We start from the raw sequence: 16,290 nt of genomic DNA, 5'->3' as shown, positions 1-16,290 counted from the left end.
AACCACCCGATCCCATCCCGAACTCGGAAGTGAAACGCAGCTGCGCCGATGGTAGTGTGGCTCAAGCCATGCGAGAGTAGGTCATCGCCAGGGTTCAAACCAGAAACCCCGCTGCTAACGCAGCGGGGTTTTTTCTTGCGCGTACGCATGCCCGGTAGTGACGGCCGCTGGCCGTCAAACACGCGCAAAAAAAACGGCGCCCCGAAGGGCGCCGCAGATACACATCAGCCAACCCGGCGTTTACTTGCCTGCCGGAGCGGCCTTGCCCTTCATCATCTCATCGCGCGCCGCCTTGAACGGGTTGCCTTCGTACCAGTTCGGCCAGCGATCGCCTGCAGCCAGTTCCTTGCCCACACCGTGCAGCAACTGCAGGTCCTCGATGGTGCCGTCCAGCTTCCACGTCGCGGCGTCGAACTCATCCTTCGGGCCGTGGTAACGATTGCGCCCGTAGTCTTCACCGGCCTTGCGGCCCGCTTCCACGCCGCCGTCCAGCAGGTCCTCGCCGCCATCGGCATACAGCGCCGGCACGCCCGCCTTGGCGAAGTTGAAGTGATCCGAGCGGAAGTAGAACCCGCTCTGCACTGCCGACTCACCATGCAGCGTGCGGCCCTGCGCCGCGGCCAGCGGCTTGAGGATGTCTTCCAGCTCGGAACTGCCGAAACCGGTCACCGTCATGTCCTTGGCACGGCCAGCGACCGACATCGCATCGATGTTGATCACGCCGGCGATCTTGTCCAGCGGGAAGGTCGGATGGGCCACGTAGTACTTGGAGCCGAGCAGGCCCGATTCTTCCAGCGTTACCGCCAGGAACACCGCCGAACGGACCGGCTTCGGATCCTGGTGCATCATCGCGTCGGCCACTTCCAGGATGCCGGCCACGCCGGTGGCGTTGTCCACCGCACCGTTGTAGATGTTGTCGTCTGCTTCGCCTTCATGCTTGCCCAGGTGGTCCCAGTGCGCCATGTAGAGCACGGCTTCATCGGCCCGGCTGCTGCCCGGCAGCACGCCCACCACGTTGCGGGACGTCTTCTCGGCGGTGGTGCTCTTCAGGTCCACCGACAGCTTGGCGTTCAGCGGCACCGGCTTGAAACCACGCTTGTTGGCATCCTTGTAAGCCTGCGCAAGATCCAGGCCGGCACCGGCGAACAGTGCCTTGGCGGCCTCGGCACTCAGCCAGCCCTGCACCGGCAGGCGGGCTTCGGGATCATTCTTGGCCGGCAGGTCGTACTGCGGTCCGGCCCAGGAATTCTTGACCACGTCCCAGCCATACGACGCGCCGGCGGTGTCGTGCACGATCAGCGCGGCGGCCGCGCCCTTGCGCGCGGCTTCTTCGAACTTGTACGTCCAGCGGCCGTAGTAGGTCATGCGCTTGCCATCGAACAGCTTCGCATCGTCGACATGGAAGCCCGGATCGTTGACGAACATCACCACCGTCTTGCCCTTCCAGTCCTGGCCGGCGTAGTCGTTCCACTGCTGCTCCGGTGCGTCCACGCCGTAGCCCACGAACACGATGTCACTGCCGTCCACCTTCACTTCGGTCTGGCCGGTCCGGGTGCCTACCACCATGTCGGTGCCGAACTTCAGCTCGCTGGCCTTGCCGGCCTGGTCGATCTTCAGCGAGGTGGTTTCGTCGGCCGTGGTCTCGGTCATCGCCACGTCCTGGAACCAGCTGTCGCCGTTGCCGGGCTGCAGGCCGATCCGCTGCATCTGGTCGCGGATGTAGTTGACGGTCAATTCTTCGCCTTTGCTGCCGGGCGCGCGGCCCTCGAACTCGTCCGAAGCCAGCGTCTTGACCAGTTCGGCGAAGTCAGCGGCGTTGATCTCCGGAGAGAACGTGTGCGTGCTGGCCGGCGCGGTGGCGGCGCTGGCATCGGCGGCCGGGGCGGTCGCCGCCGGGGTGGCGTCTTCGCCCTTGCACGCGGTCAGTGCTGCGGTGAGGGCAAGGCAGAGCAGTAATTTACGGGGCATCATCAGGTCCTGCAGGGAGGGGAGCCGGCCTGCAGGCGCAGGCCTGGCATGGAATCAGTTTTCCGGGGCGGTGTCGGTGTCGAACGCCACCGGGGTGGCGCCGGTCACCGTGCCGGTCTTGGCACTGCGGTGCACGTACAGCACCACCTCGCGTTCGAACTGCAGCGCGCCGTTGACCACCGCATTGGGTCCGATGATCACCCGCGGCTTGCGGTTCGGCGTCAACGAAATGCTGAAGCTGGGCTTCTTGATGTGGATACCGCCGTTGACCACCGAACCGACGCCGACGGTGACGTCGCCGTTGACGGTCTCGATATCGCCGGCCAGGCGGGTTTCGACCAGGCCGATACCTCCGTTCACCGTCTCCACGCTGCCCTCGATCTGGCTGCGGCGGTCGGCGAAGATGCTGCCGTTGACCGTCTCCACGTTGCCGCGTGCGATCACCCCGCCCGCCAGCCGCACACCGCCGTTGACCGTGGAAATGCTGCCGGTGCGCGCGCCATCGCCGACCTTGATGCCGCCGTTGACGGTTTCGATGTCGCCGGTTTCCACGCCGTCGTCTACCCGGATGCTGCCGTTGACCGTATCCAGGTCACCGTAGCGCTGGCCCGGTTCGGCGCTGATGCTGCCGTTGACCTTGCTGATGTCTTCCTGCGCCGCCGCCGTGCTGGCGACCGCGGCAAGGCTGAGCGCGAGCGCCAGGGTCAGGGTTGGGGCTTTCATGAGAGGTTCCTTGTCAGTCACATGCGGCTGGCCGGCCGCCCGGCAAAGATGTCACCATGTTGCACTGGAAACCGCATCTGCCTGAAGTCACTGGAACGCCCTTGCGCGACAATGCTTTTCCCTCACGCATCGCTAACACCCGCTGGCCCGTGCTGGCTGGAGGCGTGCTGCTGGCCATCGCCGCTGCCCTGCTGCCGGCGCTGCCCGCCGGTGCCCAGTCCACCCGCGAAGCGGAGCGCAAGCTGCAGAAGCTGCGTACCGAACTGAAGGGCGTTGCACAGGAGCGCAGGCAGCTGGACAACCAGCGCGGCCAGGCCAGCCGGCAGCTGCGCGAAATGGATGAAAAGGTCGCGCGTACCGGCCGCACCCTGGCCGAAACCGAAGCGGCGCTGCAGGCGCAGAACAGCGCGCTGGCCGATCTGGAAAAACGCCGCGTTGCGCTGCAGGGCGGGCTGCAGAAGCAACGCACGGAACTGGCCGGGCTGCTCAATGGAGCCTACCGGCTGGGCAACCATGCGCCGTTGAAGCTGCTGCTGTCCCAGGACACCGTCGCCGATGGCAACCGCTCGCTGGCCTACCACCGTTACCTGCAGCGCGAGCGCAGCCAACGCATCCATGACATCACCGCTGACCTGAAGGAACTGGACACGCTGCAGGCGCAGATCGGGCAACGCCAGCAACAACTGCAGTCCACCCGCCAGCAGCAGAAGCAGCAGGCCACCGCACTGGCCAGCGATCGTCGCCAGCGCGAGCAGGCCGTCGCCGCGCTGGACGAACAGTTCAAGGACCGCAGCGAACGCGAAAAGGCCCTAGGCCAGGATGCGAAAGCGCTGGAAACCCTGCTGGCCAACCTGCGTGCCGCCGCCGCACGTGCTGAAGCCGAGCGGCGTGCAGCGGCCCGGCGCGCGGCCGCCGAACGTGCTGCGGAAAAGGCGGCAGAAAAAGAGGCCGCTGATCGCGCGGTGGCCGAAGGCCGTCCGCCGCCGCCGCCGCGCGCCACCAAAGTGCCGCCGGTGGCCGCCGCCGCACCGGCACCGCGGGTGGGGGGCCTGGGCTGGCCGTTGACCGGCAACCTGCTGGCCCGCTACGGCGGCAAGCTGCCTGACGGGCGCACCAGCAGCGGCGTGCTGATCGGCGCGGCGGCCGGCAGCACCGTCACCGCCGTGGCCGATGGCACCGTGGTGTTCTCCGACTGGATGACCGGCTACGGCATGATCCTGATCGTGGACCACGGCAACGGCTACATGAGCCTGTACGCGCACAACGACACCCTGCTCAAGGATGCCGGCGCTGCGGTGAAGCGGGGTGATCCGCTGGCCAAGGTCGGCAATTCCGGCGGGCAGGGCGTCACCGCGCTGTACTTCGAACTACGTCGTGGCGGCCAGCCGGTGAACCCGGACAGCTGGTTGCAGCGTCGCTGAACCGTCGCGCGCGAGGTCGTCGTACATTCAACGGGAATTTACCGATACCTGACGCATAATCGGGACCTGCATCGGTCGTGCGCGCACTTCACCGGAGCATTCGAATTCGACCCCAGGAGTGCTTCATGCGTGTAGCCCGAACCGCCACCCTGCTGCTGGCCATGATGCCTTCACTGGCGCTGGCCCAGCAGGCCGAACCTGCCGCGGCCGCCCCTGCCGACGCCCCCGCCGATGCCAGGCCGTCCACCGCGGCGAGCAGCGAAGAGGCGGCGACGTCGAAAGTGCCGCTGGAGGAAATCCGGCGCTTCGTGGCGGTGTACAACGCAGTGCGCGCGGCCTACGTGGACCCGGTGGACGACAAGAAGCTGATGCAGGACGCGGTGCGCGGCCTGCTGCTGGACCTGGATCCGCACAGCACCTACTTCGACAAGGAAGATGCCGAAGCCTTCGACGAGCAGGCCAACGGCGCTTACGAAGGCATCGGCGTGGAGCTGCAGCAGCAGCCGGACAATGCCAGCCTGAAGATCATCTCGCCGATCGACGGTACCCCGGCCGCACGCGCCGGCATCCTCGCCGGCGACCTGATCATCGCCATCGACGGCAAGCCGATCAGCGCCATCCAGGCCAGCGAACCGCTGCGTGGCCCGGCCGGCAGCAAGGTGGTGCTGACCATCGTGCGCGACGGCAAGCCGAAGCCTTTCGATGTCAGCCTGGCGCGCGAAACCATCCGCGTGACCAGCGTGCGCAGCCGCATGCTGGAACCCGGCTACGGCTACATCCGCCTGAGCACCTTCCAGGCCGATACCGCAGCTGATTTCCAGAAGCATGCGCGGCAGTTGTCCAAGCAGGCCGGTGGCCAGCTCAAGGGCCTGGTGCTCGACCTGCGCAGCAATCCCGGTGGCCTGCTGACCGCCGCGGTGCAGGTGGCCGACGACCTGATCGAGAAAGGCAACATCGTCAGCACGCGCGGCCGCATCAGCATCAGCGATGCACGCTTCGATGCCACGCCCGGCGACCTGTTGAAGGGCGCTCCGGTGGTGGTGCTGGTGGACGCCGGTTCGGCCAGCGCATCGGAAGTACTGGCCGGCGCCCTGCGCGACAACCAGCGTGCGCGGGTGATCGGCAGCCGGACCTTCGGCAAGGGCTCGGTGCAGACCGTGCTGCCGCTGGACAACGGCGATTCGGTCAAGCTGACCACCGCGCGTTACTTCACCCCCAGCGGCAAGTCGATCCAGGCGACCGGTATCGTGCCGGAAGTGGAGCTCAAGCCCGCACCGGTGGAAGGCGAAGACGCCCTGCCGGCCAGCCTGTCCGACTTCAGCGAAGCGACCCTGCCAGGCCACCTGCATGGGGATGGCGAAGGCGAGGAAGGCTACCAGGCCGGCGACGTACTGCCGGGCGACGGCCCGATCAACGACGCACTGGCCGAGCTGAAGGCACCGGGCTCGGTCGCCACACGAGTGAAGGCCGAAGCGGCCAACGCGGCAGCGGACAAGGCCGCAGCGAAGCCGGAAGCCAAGCCGGAAGCCAAGCCCGAAGCCAAGCCAGCGGACGCGCCGGCCAAGCCCTGACCGCGGCAAAGGCGTGACGACCAACGGTCGTCACCCACCGTCACCCACCGCATGACGGCCAGCAGCCGTCACTACCGATGGCCGCGGCCTGGTAGCGCCGAGCCATGCTCGGCGAGCGCAGCGGACGGAAGAGGCAGGACGGCCAGCGGCCGTCACTACCGGAAGCGCGTCAGAAACCTTGGCGCTTGCGCAGCCGGCGGGCGATCGCGGCGCGCACGTACACGCCGTACACCACCCCGAAGCCGAAGCCGGCGATATGGGCCCACCAGGCCACCATGCCGAAGCTCGGGCCGATATGCGCGAACACCACCTGCAGCACCGCCCAGAAGCCGATCAGCAGGTAGGCCGGTGCGCGGACGAATTCCAGGAACAGGCCCAACGGAATCACCACGCCCAGGCGTGCGCCCGGGAACAGCGCCAGGTAGGTCCCGATCAATGCCGATACCGCGCCGCTCGCCCCGATGATGATCTGGTCCGGCGTGCCCATGGTGTAGATCGCCACCAGGTTGGAGAAGGCCCCGCCGAACAGGAACAGCAGGATCAGCCGCCACGGCCCCAGCACGCGCTCGGCCGGTAGCCCGAAGATCAACAGGAACACCAGGTTGCCGAGCAGGTGCGACCAGTCGGCATGCAGGAACAGCGCGGTGAACAGCCGCAGCACGCTGCCGTCCTGCAGCGTGGCCCACCAGTCCAGCGGCCGCATGAGGCCAGCCGACAGGGCGCCCCAATCCATCCACAGGCTGTTGCGCGCTTCGTGGGGACGCGAGATCGACCACAGGAACGCCAGCCAGACTGTCGCAAACAGCACCGGGGTTGCCCAGCGGAAGGCGGCTTTGCGACGGGAGGGCAGCGACAGGAACATGGGGGCTAGGGTATCTCGACAGCCGATGGCGGAGGTCTGCGCATTCAGTTTTCAAGCTGAAAATGCACCCTATCTGTTATTGTTTCATTAACACGTCTGGGTAATACTCGCATACGGCGTCGTATGTCGGGAGGGGAATCCGGCGCGTCCTGCAGGGCCTTGGCCCCGGCGGGACGCAGGCGCATGCAGAGCAAACAACCGCTTTCCGGAGAGATAAAACGATGCAAACCGCTTCTACTTTTGCCCGCATTACGATGCTGGCTGTCGGCATTGCCGGCGTACTGGCCGCCACCGATGCGAACGCAGCCGCGTTCCAGCTGGCGGAAAAGAGTGCCAAGGGCCTCGGCCGCGCCTTCGCAGGTTCGGGCAGCGCCGAGGGTGATGCCTCGATCATCGCCGCCAACCCGGCTGGCATGCGCCAGCTCGATGGCCGCGTGATCCAGGGTGACCTGAGCGCGATCAGCTTCAAGGCCGAGTTCGAAGGTGCCGGCCGCAAGCCGACCGGCGCCCCGCAGACCGGTGGTGACGGCGGCGACGCCGGCATGATCGCGCCGGTCCCGGCCGGTTACTTCCACATGCCGATCGGCGAAAAGGCCCACTTCGGCGTGTCGCTGACCGCACCGTTCGGCTTCAAGACCGACTACGACGACGGCTGGGTGGGTCGCTACAGCGGCCTGAAGACCGACCTGAAGGCGATCGACCTCGGCTTTGCGATGTCTTATGACGTCAACCCGCACGTGTCCTTCGGCGCGTCGGTGTTCGTCGAACACCTGACCATCGAACTGAGCAACAACATCGACTTCGGCACCGCGCTGGCCCAGTCCCGCGTACCGGGCTTCGCCCCGGGCAGCGCCGATGGCAAGCTGACCGTGGAAGGCGACAACAACGCGGTCGGCTGGACCGTCGGCGGCCTGTTCAGCCCGGATGAGAACACCCACATCGGCATCAGCTACCGTTCCAAGGTCGAGCACAAGATCACCGGCGGCGACGCCACCTTCGACGTGCCGTCCAACGCCGCTGCCGTGCTGGCCGTTGCCCAGCCGGGCCGCTTCGTGACCACCAGCGGCAAGGCCACGGTGACCCTGCCGGCGTCGGCCACGCTGAGCGTGACCCACAACATCAACGACCGCTGGACCGTGATGGGTGATGTCACCCGTACCGCATGGTCGACCGCGTTCGACCAGGTGGTCATCGACTACGCTTCGGCCCAGCCCGATTCGGTGCTGGAATTCGGCTACCGCGATACCACCTTCGTGTCGCTGGGTACCGACTTCAAGCTGAGCGACACCGTCACCCTGCGTGGCGGCGTGGCACTGGACCAGACCCCGACCACCGACGCGCACCGCGACGTGCGCGTGCCGGACACCAGCCGCAAGTGGCTGTCGGTTGGCCTGGGCTGGGCCCCGTCGGACAACGTCGAATACAACTTCGGCTACACCCACCTGCTGACCAGCGACCCGAACCTGTTCGTGCAGCCGGGTACCAACAACCAGGGCAACTCGCTGACCGGCAAGTACAAGGTCCGCGGCGACGTGCTGGCTGCGTCGATGCAGTACAAGTTCTGATTCCACGCTTCAACGCGTGACAGCAGGACCGGAAAGCCCCGCGCAAGCGGGGCTTTTTCTTTGCGCACTACAATGGCCCATGGATTTTTCAGACCCCGCGTTCCAGCTTGAAATCGCCGCCAATGTCGCAGCGGCCGTCTCGATACTGCTGGCCGGGCGCAACAGCGTGCATGGCTGGTGGATGAGCATCATTGCCGGGCTGCTGTTCGCGGCGGTGTTCCTGCAGGCGCGGTTGTACGGGCAGGTGGCGCTGCAGGGGTTCTTCATCGTCGTGGGTGCACTGGGCTGGTGGCAGTGGCTGCGCGGCAACCAGGGTGCGCCGCTGCCGATCACCCGCCTGCGCGCCGCTGCGTGGCCGGCGCTGGTCGTGCTGGTAGTCGCGGGCACGTGGGGCTATGGCTGGATGCTGAGCCGCCATACGGACGGACAGGCGCCTTACGTGGACGCGGGGATCCTGCTGCTGAGCATGGTCGGTCAGTTGATGATGATGCGGCGCAAGCTGGAATGCTGGTGGGTGTGGTTGCTGGTGAACACCCTGGCGGTGCCGCTGTACTACTCAGGGGGCCTGCAGTTGACGGCGCTGCTGTACGTCGGCTACTGGATCAACGCAATCGTCGCGCTGCTGCACTGGCGGCGGTTGATGCTGGCTGCGCGCTGACGCGCGCACGGTCAGAAGCGCAGGCAACGTCAACGTCAACAGCTGCAGGGCTGTTTGTTGGCGGGGCGGGGTGGCTGTGCAGGACACGCCGTGAATCCGTCCATGGAGGCTCGCTTTTCGCATCCATGCGAAAAGACGGTCCGGCACAGCCACCCCGCCCCACCTTCGACAGGTCCATGAGGGCTATCGACAAACATGGTCCTTGGGGCCTTGGTAGCGCCGACCCATGGTCGGCGGATATCGGCAGAAAGGGGACCTGATGGTTTCCGCCGAGCATGGCTCGGCGCTACCGATGGTGAAAGGACCCTGACCCTGCTCTTCTCTTCCCCACCCGCTGGCGGCCGCGGGAAACCGTCAGCGGTGGGGCGGGGTGCGTTGGCGGGAACGCTCATCCGCATGGATGCGGATGGCGAGCCTCCAGGGATGGATTCACGGCGTTTCCCGCCAACCCACCCGGTCCCACCCAGGCAACGAATCCACCCGCGGCACAGCGGAAAAAATCAATCGCCCAATGTCAGCAGCGAGGCGTTGCCGCCGGCCGCGGTGGTGTTCACCGTGACGGTTTTCTCCGTGGCGAACCGCAGCAGGTAGTGCGGGCCGCCCGCCTTCGGGCCGGTGCCGGACAGGCCCTGGCCGCCGAACGGCTGCACGCCCACCACCGCACCGATCTGGTTGCGGTTGACGTACACGTTGCCCACCTGGATGCCGTGGGTGATGCGGTCCACGGTCTCGTCGATGCGCGAATGTACGCCCAGGGTCAGGCCGTAACCGGTCGCGTTGATCTGGTCGATCACCGCCTGCAGCTGGTCGCCCTTCCAGCGGATCACGTGCAGCACCGGTCCGAAGATCTCCCTGTGCAGCTGGCCCAGGTCCTTCAGTTCGTACGCACGCGGCGCGAAGAAGGTGCCGTGCGCCGTGCCATCGCCGAGCGTGGCAGCGGCGATCAGGCGGGCTTCGGCGTCCATGCGCACGGCATGGTCCTGCAGGATCCGCAGCGCGTCCGCGTCGATCACCGGACCCACGTCGGTGGACAGTTCGCCCGGGTCGCCGACCTTCAGTTCCTTCATCGCGCCGGCCAGCATGGTCATCACCTTGTCGGCGATGTCGTCCTGCACGAACAGCACGCGTGCGGCCGAACAGCGCTGGCCGGCCGAGGTGAACGCCGAACCGATCGCATCCTTGACCAGCTGTTCCGGCAGCGCCGACGAATCGGCGATGAAGGCGTTCTGGCCGCCGGTCTCGGCGATCAGCACACCGATCGCGGCATCACGTGCGGCCATCGCGCGGTTGATCGCACGGGCGGTATCAGTGGACCCGGTGAAGGCCACGCCGGCCACGCGCGGGTCGGCGGTCAACGCCGCACCGACAGTGGCGCCGTCGCCCGGCAGGAACTGCAGCACGCCTTCCGGCACGCCGGCATCCAGCAGCAGTTTCACCGCGTAGTAGCCGATCAGGTTGGTCTGTTCGGCCGGCTTGGCGATCACGCTGTTGCCCGCCGCCAGCGCCGCCGCGACCTGGCCCAGGAAGATCGCCAGCGGGAAGTTCCACGGGCTGATGCACACGAACACGCCGCGGCCATGCAGCTGCAGTTCGTTGGATTCACCGGTCGGGCTGGGCAGCTTTTCAGCATGCGCGAACTGCTCGCGTGCCTGCTTGGCGTAGTAGCGCAGGAAGTCGACCGCCTCGCGCACCTCGGCCACGCCGTCGGGCAGGCTCTTGCCGGCTTCCTTCACGCACAGCGCCATGAACTCGGCGATGCGTGCTTCCAGCTGGTCGGCGGCGTGTTCCAGGATCGCCGCGCGGCTGGCAGCGGGGGTGCGGTTCCAGGCTGGCTGCGCTGCAACCGCGTTGGTCAGGGCCTTCTGCACGGTCACATCGTCGGCCGCCTGCCACTGGCCCACCACCTGGCGGTTGTCGGCCGGATTGGTCACCGGCAGCGTCGGTCCGGTCAGGTTGGCACCGGGCACCAGCGGGGTGGCATGCCATGCTTTCACGGCACTGTTGAGCTGCCCGGCAAGGTCGCGCAGTGCGTTGTCGTTGGCGAGGTTGATGCCCATGGAATTGGTCCTGTGGTGGTTCTGGCTGCGCAGCAGGTCGACCGGCAGCGGGATCTTGGGGTGCGGGATGGAGGCGAAGGAACCCACCATTTCCACCGGATCACGGACCAGCTCGGCAATCGCCACGCGGTCGTCGGTGATGCGGTTGACGAAGCTGGAGTTGGCGCCGTTTTCCAGCAGGCGACGCACCAGGTAAGGCAGCAGGTCCTCGTGCGAACCGACCGGCGCGTAGACGCGGCACGGCAGGCCAAGGCGATCGGCCGGCACCACTTCGGCGTACAGGTCATCGCCCATGCCGTGCAGCTTCTGGTGCTCGTACACACCGCCCTTGGCGATGCTGCGGATCGCGGCGATGGTGTGCGCGTTGTGGGTGGCGAACATCGGATAGATCGCGTCGCCATGACCGAACAGGCGCTTGGCGCAGGCAAGGTAGGACACGTCGGTGTTCTGCTTGCGGGTGAACACCGGGTAGCCCGGATAGCCTTCGATCTGCGCGCGCTTGATCTCCGCGTCCCAGTACGCGCCCTTGACCAGCCGCACCTGCAGGCGACGGCCGTTGCGGCGGGCCATGTCGGCGAGGAAATCGATCGTGTACGGAGTGCGCTTCTGGTACGCCTGCACCACCACGCCGAAGCCATCCCAGCCGCTCAGCGAGGCATCTGAGAACACCGCATCGATGATGTCCAGCGACAGCTCCAGGCGGTCGGCTTCTTCGGCGTCCACCGTGCAGCCGATGCCGTAGCTTTTCGCCAGCTGTGCCAGCTCCAGCACGCCGGGCACCAGGTCGTGCAGCACGCGGGCACGCTTGGCGTGCTCGTAGCGCGGGTACAGCGCGGACAGCTTGATCGAGATGCCCGGGGCATTGTTGACGTCGCCATCCGGGCGGCCGCCGCGTGCCTTGTGGTCACCGCCGATGGCATGGATCGCGCGGCGGTAGTCCTCCAGGTAACGCAGGGCATCCTTCATGGTCAGCGCGCCTTCGCCGAGCATGTCGAACGAATAGCGGTAGCTGGCGTTGTCACCCTTGTGCGAACGCTCCAGCGCCTCGCCGATGGTGCGGCCCATGACGAACTGATGGCCCATGATCTTCATCGCCTGGCGCACGGCCAGGCGGATCACCGGCTCGCCCACGCGGCCCATCAGGCGCTTGAACGCGCCCGGCACGTCGGCACGGGTGAGGTCGTTGATCTGTACCAGCTTGCCGGTCAGCATCAGGCCCCAGGTGGAGGCATTGACCAGCACCGAGTCGCTGCCGCCCATGTGCTTCTTCCAGTCCGCATCGGCCAGCTTGTCGCGGATCAGCTTGTCGGCGGTGTCCTGGTCCGGGATGCGCAGCAGCGCTTCGGCCACGCACATCAGCAGCACGCCTTCCTCGCTGCCCAGGTCGTACTGGCGCATGAAGGCTTCGATCGCCCCCTGGTCCTTGGCGCGCACGCGCACGCGGGCGACCAGGTCGGCGGCCAGCGCCTGCACCTGCGCCTGTTCGTCGGCCGGCAGGCGCGCCTGTGCCAGCAGTTCGGTCACGTGGGCCGCCTCGTCCTTCAACCAGGCGTCGGTGATGGCCTGGCGGAAAGCGGAGGGAGATGCCGGCAGTTCCGGCGACAGCAGCACGTCGGCCGGCGGCGCGGAGCCGGGGGCAGCGGGCGAAAGAGTAGGTGCGTTCATGCCGGTCCGGCCAGTGGAAAACTTGGCGATTTTAATCATATTTTGGCCCGCGGAAAGCCCTTGCATGGCGCCTTTCAGTAATCCTCATAGCTCCGCCCCGTAAAGGATTCAGCTGAATCTGGTCGCGCGGTCGTTTTTGTGCCGAAATCGGCAAATCGGCCGACGACCAATTGCTGTGCTGCAGCATCGTATTTACCGTGAATGGACCTTGTAAGTGTCGAGAGGGCAGGGCTACCATCGAGACGTAACCCGCGGCAGGAACGCGGTTGCGACAGGATCAGGGCGGCGGATGCGCCGCAGGGGATCTGAATACGCAACGGCGAGGGCGTCCCCCCCACGGACGCTTGATGCCCGGAAACCAGCTTGAAAGCTTGCTCGCCGCCAGCGATGGCGGTCACCGATGACGTCAAGGGTCTAGGCAATGAAGCAAAGCAGCGCGTGGGGCGGCAGGTGCGTGTCCGGGATCGCCACGGTGGCGGCCGGAATGGCGTTTCCGGCACTGGGATGGGCGCAGTCCGCCGATCCCAAGCCATGGCAGTTGAACATGGGCCGGGGGGTTACCCAGACCTCGCGATTGGCCTGGGAATCGAACATGCTCTCGCTGATCGTGGTCACGGTCATCGGCGTGATCGTGTTCGGTGCGATGGCCTACGCCATCTTCAAGTTCCGCAAATCCAAGGGCGCGGTCGCCGCCACCTTCAGCCACAACACCAAGGCCGAAATCATCTGGACGGTGATCCCGGTGGTGATCCTGGTGGTGATGGCTTGGCCGGCCACCGCCAACCTGATCAAGATGTACGACACCCGCGATGCCGAGATGACCGTCAAGGTCACCGGCTACCAGTGGATGTGGCGCTATGAGTACCTGGGCGAGGGCGTGGACTTCACCAGCCGGCTGGACCGCGAGTCCGACCGCGTGCGCCAGAGCGGCAAGGTGCCCACCCGCCAAAGCAATCCGCATTACCTGCTCGACGTCGACAACCGGCTGGTGCTGCCGGTGGATACCAAGGTGCGCTTCGTCATCACCTCCGACGACGTGATCCACGCCTGGTGGGTACCGGCGCTGGGCTGGAAGCAGGATGCCATCCCGGGCTTCATCAACGAGGCCTGGACCAGCATCGACACCCCCGGCGTCTACCGCGGGCAGTGCGCCGAACTGTGCGGCAAGGACCACGGCTTCATGCCGATCGTGGTCGAAGCGGTGTCCAAGGAAGACTTCAAGCAGTGGCTGGCGCAGAAGAAGCCGGCGCCCGCCGCCGCGCCTGCTGCACCTGCCGCGCCTGCCACCCCGAACGCGCCGGAGACCACCACGCCGCCCGGCGACGGCACCGCGCCACGGCAACCGGTAACCCCGGCCGAGCCTGCTGCACCGGCGCCCACCACCGACGCCTGACCCAACCGCCCGTGGCTGCATCGCGGCCACTGTGACAAATCGATCTGAGAGGTGTTTTGCAATGGCGCACTCGGCAGTTGGGCACGACGAACACCACGGTCATGCGCAGGGCTTTTTCCAGCGCTGGCTGTTCAGCACCAACCACAAGGACATCGGCACGCTGTACCTGCTTTTCAGCTTCGTCATGTTCATCATCGGCGCGGCGATGAGCGTGGTGATCCGCACCGAACTGGCACAGCCCGGCCTGCAGTTCGTCAAGCCGGAATTCTTCAACCAGATGACCACCATGCATGCGCTGGTGATGATCTTCGGCGGGGTGATGCCGGCTTTCGTCGGCCTGGCCAACTGGATGATCCCGCTGCAGATCGGCGCGCCGGACATGGCGCTGCCGCGCATGAACAACTGGTCGTTCTGGCTGCTGCCGGTGGCCTTCGGCATGCTGCTGCTGACCCTGTTCCTGCCCGGCGGCGCACCGGCCGGGGGCTGGACCCTGTACCCGCCGCTGTCGCTGCAGGGCGGCTACAACGTGGCCTTCACCGTGTTCGCCATCCACGTGGCCGGCATCAGTTCCATCATGGGCGCGATCAACATCATCGCCACCGTGCTCAACATGCGCGCACCGGGCATCGACCTGCTGAAGATGCCGATCTTCTGCTGGGCCTGGCTGATCACCGCCTTCCTGCTGATCGCGGTGATGCCGGTGCTGGCCGGCGCGGTCACCATGCTGCTGACCGACAAGTTCTTCGGCACCAGTTTCTTCAACGCCGCCGGTGGCGGTGACCCGGTGATGTTCCAGCACATCTTCTGGTTCTTCGGGCACCCGGAGGTCTACATCATGATCCTGCCGGCGTTCGGCGTGGTCAGTGAAATCATCCCCACCTTCAGCCGCAAGCCGCTGTTCGGCTACCAGGCGATGGTCTACGCCACCGCGGCGATCGCCTTCCTGTCCTTCATCGTGTGGGCCCACCACATGTTCACCGTGGGCATGCCGCTGGGTGGCGAGATCTACTTCATGTTCGCCACCATGCTGATCTCCATCCCGACCGGGGTGAAGGTGTTCAACTGGGTCAGCACCATGTGGCGCGGTTCGCTCACCTTCGAAGCGCCGATGCTGTGGTCGGTCGCCTTCGTCATCCTGTTCACCATCGGCGGTTTTTCCGGCCTGATGCTGGCCATCGTCGCGGCTGATTTCCAGTACCACGACACTTACTTCGTGGTCGCGCATTTCCACTACGTGCTGGTCACCGGTGCGGTGTTCGCGCTGATCGCGGCGGTGTACTACTGGTGGCCGAAGTGGACCGGCCGCATGTACAGCGAGAAGTGGGCCAAGTTCCACTTCTGGTGGTCGATCGTGTTCGTCAACCTGCTGTTCTTCCCGCAGCATTTCCTCGGCCTGGCCGGCATGCCACGGCGCATCCCGGATTACAGCGTGGCCTTCGCCGACTGGAACCTGATCAGCTCGATCGGTGCGTTCGGCATGTTCGCCACGCCCTTCATGATGGCCGCGATCCTGCTGGCCTCGCTGCGCAACGGGGAAAAGGCCGAAGCGCGAAGCTGGGAAGGCGCGCGCGGGCTGGAATGGACGGTGCCGTCACCGGCGCCGGCGCATACCTTCACCACCCCGCCGGTGATCCGCCCGGGCGACCTGGCCCACGATGACATCAGTCACTGAGGTGCGACATGCATGATGCGAACCCATCATCCGATGACACCGCCCTGCGCCGCCAGCGTGCACGCCGCACCGCCCTGTGGGTGGGCGCGGTGGCGGTGGCGGTGTATGTCGGCTTCATCCTCAGCGGGGTGATCGGCCGATGAGCGCACCGCAGGCCGCCGCCCCGTCCCGGCATGCCGGCCTGCCGCGCCTGATCGGCGTGGCGGTGGCGGTGTTCCTGCTGACGTTCTCGCTGGTGCCGCTGTACCGCATCGCCTGTGAAAAAGTGTTCGGCGTGCGCCTGGAACGCGGGCCCGGGGCACAGGCCAGCGTCGGCGCCGCAGCCGGCAAGCGCACCGTGCGGGTGGAGTTCGATGGCGGGGTGAACTCGCAGTTGCCGTGGGCCTTCCATCCCGAACAGCTGACCATGGACGTGGTGCCCGGCGAGCTCAACGAAGCGCTGTATTTCGCGCGCAACGATGGCAAGGTCGCCATCGTCGGCAGCGCCGTACCGTCGGTGGCGCCGGCGCGTGCCTCGGGCTATTTCAGCAAGACCGAATGCTTCTGCTTCACCGCACAGACCCTGCAGGCCGGAGAGAAGCGCGACATGCCGGTGCGCTTCATCGTGGATCCCTCGCTGCCGCCGGAGATCCGCACCATCACCCTGTCCTACACCTTCTACAAGAACGACGCGCTCTCCGCGCGCCTTGCACCGGCCAGCGTGCCGGCCGATGCGCACGCCGCGCCCTGAGCGCG

The 16,290-nt window shown here is 66.4% G+C and carries 13 protein-coding genes and 1 rRNA gene; 9 read left to right on the top strand and 5 right to left on the bottom strand.

Annotated features, from left to right (window positions below):
* A 5S ribosomal RNA gene (gene rrf / locus ACI2JH_RS09920) occupies positions 1–93 on the top strand; the annotation flags it as partial.
* A 147-nt stretch (positions 94–240) separates the two neighbouring features.
* Here the strand turns inward: rrf and ACI2JH_RS09915 are convergent.
* Together ACI2JH_RS09915 and ACI2JH_RS09910 are read right to left on the bottom strand one after the other, a co-directional pair.
* On the bottom strand, positions 241–1,968 hold the full coding sequence (locus ACI2JH_RS09915) for a M28 family metallopeptidase (RefSeq protein ID WP_404736099.1): 1,728 nt from the start codon (positions 1,966–1,968) through the stop codon (positions 241–243).
* A gap of 54 nt (positions 1,969–2,022) precedes the next feature.
* Positions 2,023–2,691 (bottom strand): hypothetical protein, encoded by a 669-nt coding sequence (locus tag ACI2JH_RS09910; protein WP_319279107.1) that lies wholly within the window; start codon positions 2,689–2,691, stop codon positions 2,023–2,025.
* A gap of 101 nt (positions 2,692–2,792) precedes the next feature.
* On the opposite strand from ACI2JH_RS09910, the gene ACI2JH_RS09905 reads away from it, so the two are divergent.
* The gene (locus ACI2JH_RS09905; protein ID WP_404736098.1) at positions 2,793–4,112 is read left to right on the top strand and encodes a murein hydrolase activator EnvC family protein; all 1,320 of its coding nucleotides are present in this window, start codon (positions 2,793–2,795) and stop codon (positions 4,110–4,112) included.
* A gap of 125 nt (positions 4,113–4,237) precedes the next feature.
* Positions 4,238–5,683 (top strand): S41 family peptidase, encoded by a 1,446-nt coding sequence (locus ACI2JH_RS09900; RefSeq protein ID WP_404736097.1) that lies wholly within the window; start codon positions 4,238–4,240, stop codon positions 5,681–5,683.
* A 169-nt stretch (positions 5,684–5,852) separates the two neighbouring features.
* Here the strand turns inward: ACI2JH_RS09900 and ACI2JH_RS09895 are convergent, their stop codons facing one another.
* Positions 5,853–6,545, bottom strand: coding sequence for a rhomboid family intramembrane serine protease (locus ACI2JH_RS09895; RefSeq protein ID WP_101098647.1), 693 nt, complete (start codon positions 6,543–6,545; stop codon positions 5,853–5,855).
* A 221-nt stretch (positions 6,546–6,766) separates the two neighbouring features.
* Between ACI2JH_RS09895 and ACI2JH_RS09890 the strand changes: the two genes are divergently transcribed.
* Both ACI2JH_RS09890 and pnuC read left to right on the top strand, forming a co-directional pair.
* Positions 6,767–8,110: an outer membrane protein transport protein gene (locus ACI2JH_RS09890; protein ID WP_404736096.1), complete on the top strand. Its 1,344-nt coding sequence runs from the start codon at positions 6,767–6,769 to the stop codon at positions 8,108–8,110.
* 79 nt (positions 8,111–8,189) lie between these two features.
* Complete coding sequence (gene pnuC / locus ACI2JH_RS09885) at positions 8,190–8,768, top strand: nicotinamide riboside transporter PnuC (protein WP_404736095.1); 579 nt, start codon at positions 8,190–8,192, stop codon at positions 8,766–8,768.
* Positions 8,769–9,268: 500 nt separating this feature from the next.
* Here the strand turns inward: pnuC and putA are convergent, their stop codons facing one another.
* Positions 9,269–12,490 (bottom strand): bifunctional proline dehydrogenase/L-glutamate gamma-semialdehyde dehydrogenase PutA, encoded by a 3,222-nt coding sequence (gene putA, locus ACI2JH_RS09880; protein WP_404736094.1) that lies wholly within the window; start codon positions 12,488–12,490, stop codon positions 9,269–9,271.
* A gap of 74 nt (positions 12,491–12,564) precedes the next feature.
* Complete coding sequence (locus ACI2JH_RS09875; protein ID WP_319275413.1) at positions 12,565–12,888, bottom strand: hypothetical protein; 324 nt, start codon at positions 12,886–12,888, stop codon at positions 12,565–12,567.
* Between the two features lie 23 nt (positions 12,889–12,911).
* Between ACI2JH_RS09875 and coxB the strand changes: the two genes are divergently transcribed.
* The 4 genes from coxB to ACI2JH_RS09855 all read left to right on the top strand — a co-directional run bounded on the left by coxB (position 12,912) and on the right by ACI2JH_RS09855 (position 16,285).
* Complete coding sequence (gene coxB / locus ACI2JH_RS09870; protein WP_404736093.1) at positions 12,912–13,883, top strand: cytochrome c oxidase subunit II; 972 nt, start codon at positions 12,912–12,914, stop codon at positions 13,881–13,883.
* 61 nt (positions 13,884–13,944) lie between these two features.
* Positions 13,945–15,555 (top strand): cytochrome c oxidase subunit I, encoded by a 1,611-nt coding sequence (gene ctaD / locus ACI2JH_RS09865; protein ID WP_042611980.1) that lies wholly within the window; start codon positions 13,945–13,947, stop codon positions 15,553–15,555.
* Positions 15,556–15,563: 8 nt separating this feature from the next.
* Positions 15,564–15,698 (top strand): hypothetical protein, encoded by a 135-nt coding sequence (locus ACI2JH_RS09860; protein WP_404736102.1) that lies wholly within the window; start codon positions 15,564–15,566, stop codon positions 15,696–15,698.
* Complete coding sequence (locus ACI2JH_RS09855; protein WP_101098651.1) at positions 15,695–16,285, top strand: cytochrome c oxidase assembly protein; 591 nt, start codon at positions 15,695–15,697, stop codon at positions 16,283–16,285. Before ACI2JH_RS09860 ends, ACI2JH_RS09855 begins: the two co-directional genes overlap by 4 nt.
* Positions 16,286–16,290 lie beyond the last annotated feature (5 nt).

The organism is Stenotrophomonas sp. NPDC078853 (genome assembly GCF_044901215.1).
GTDB lineage: Bacteria > Pseudomonadota > Gammaproteobacteria > Xanthomonadales > Xanthomonadaceae > Stenotrophomonas > Stenotrophomonas lacuserhaii.
This window is presented reverse-complemented; position numbering and strand designations above follow the sequence as displayed.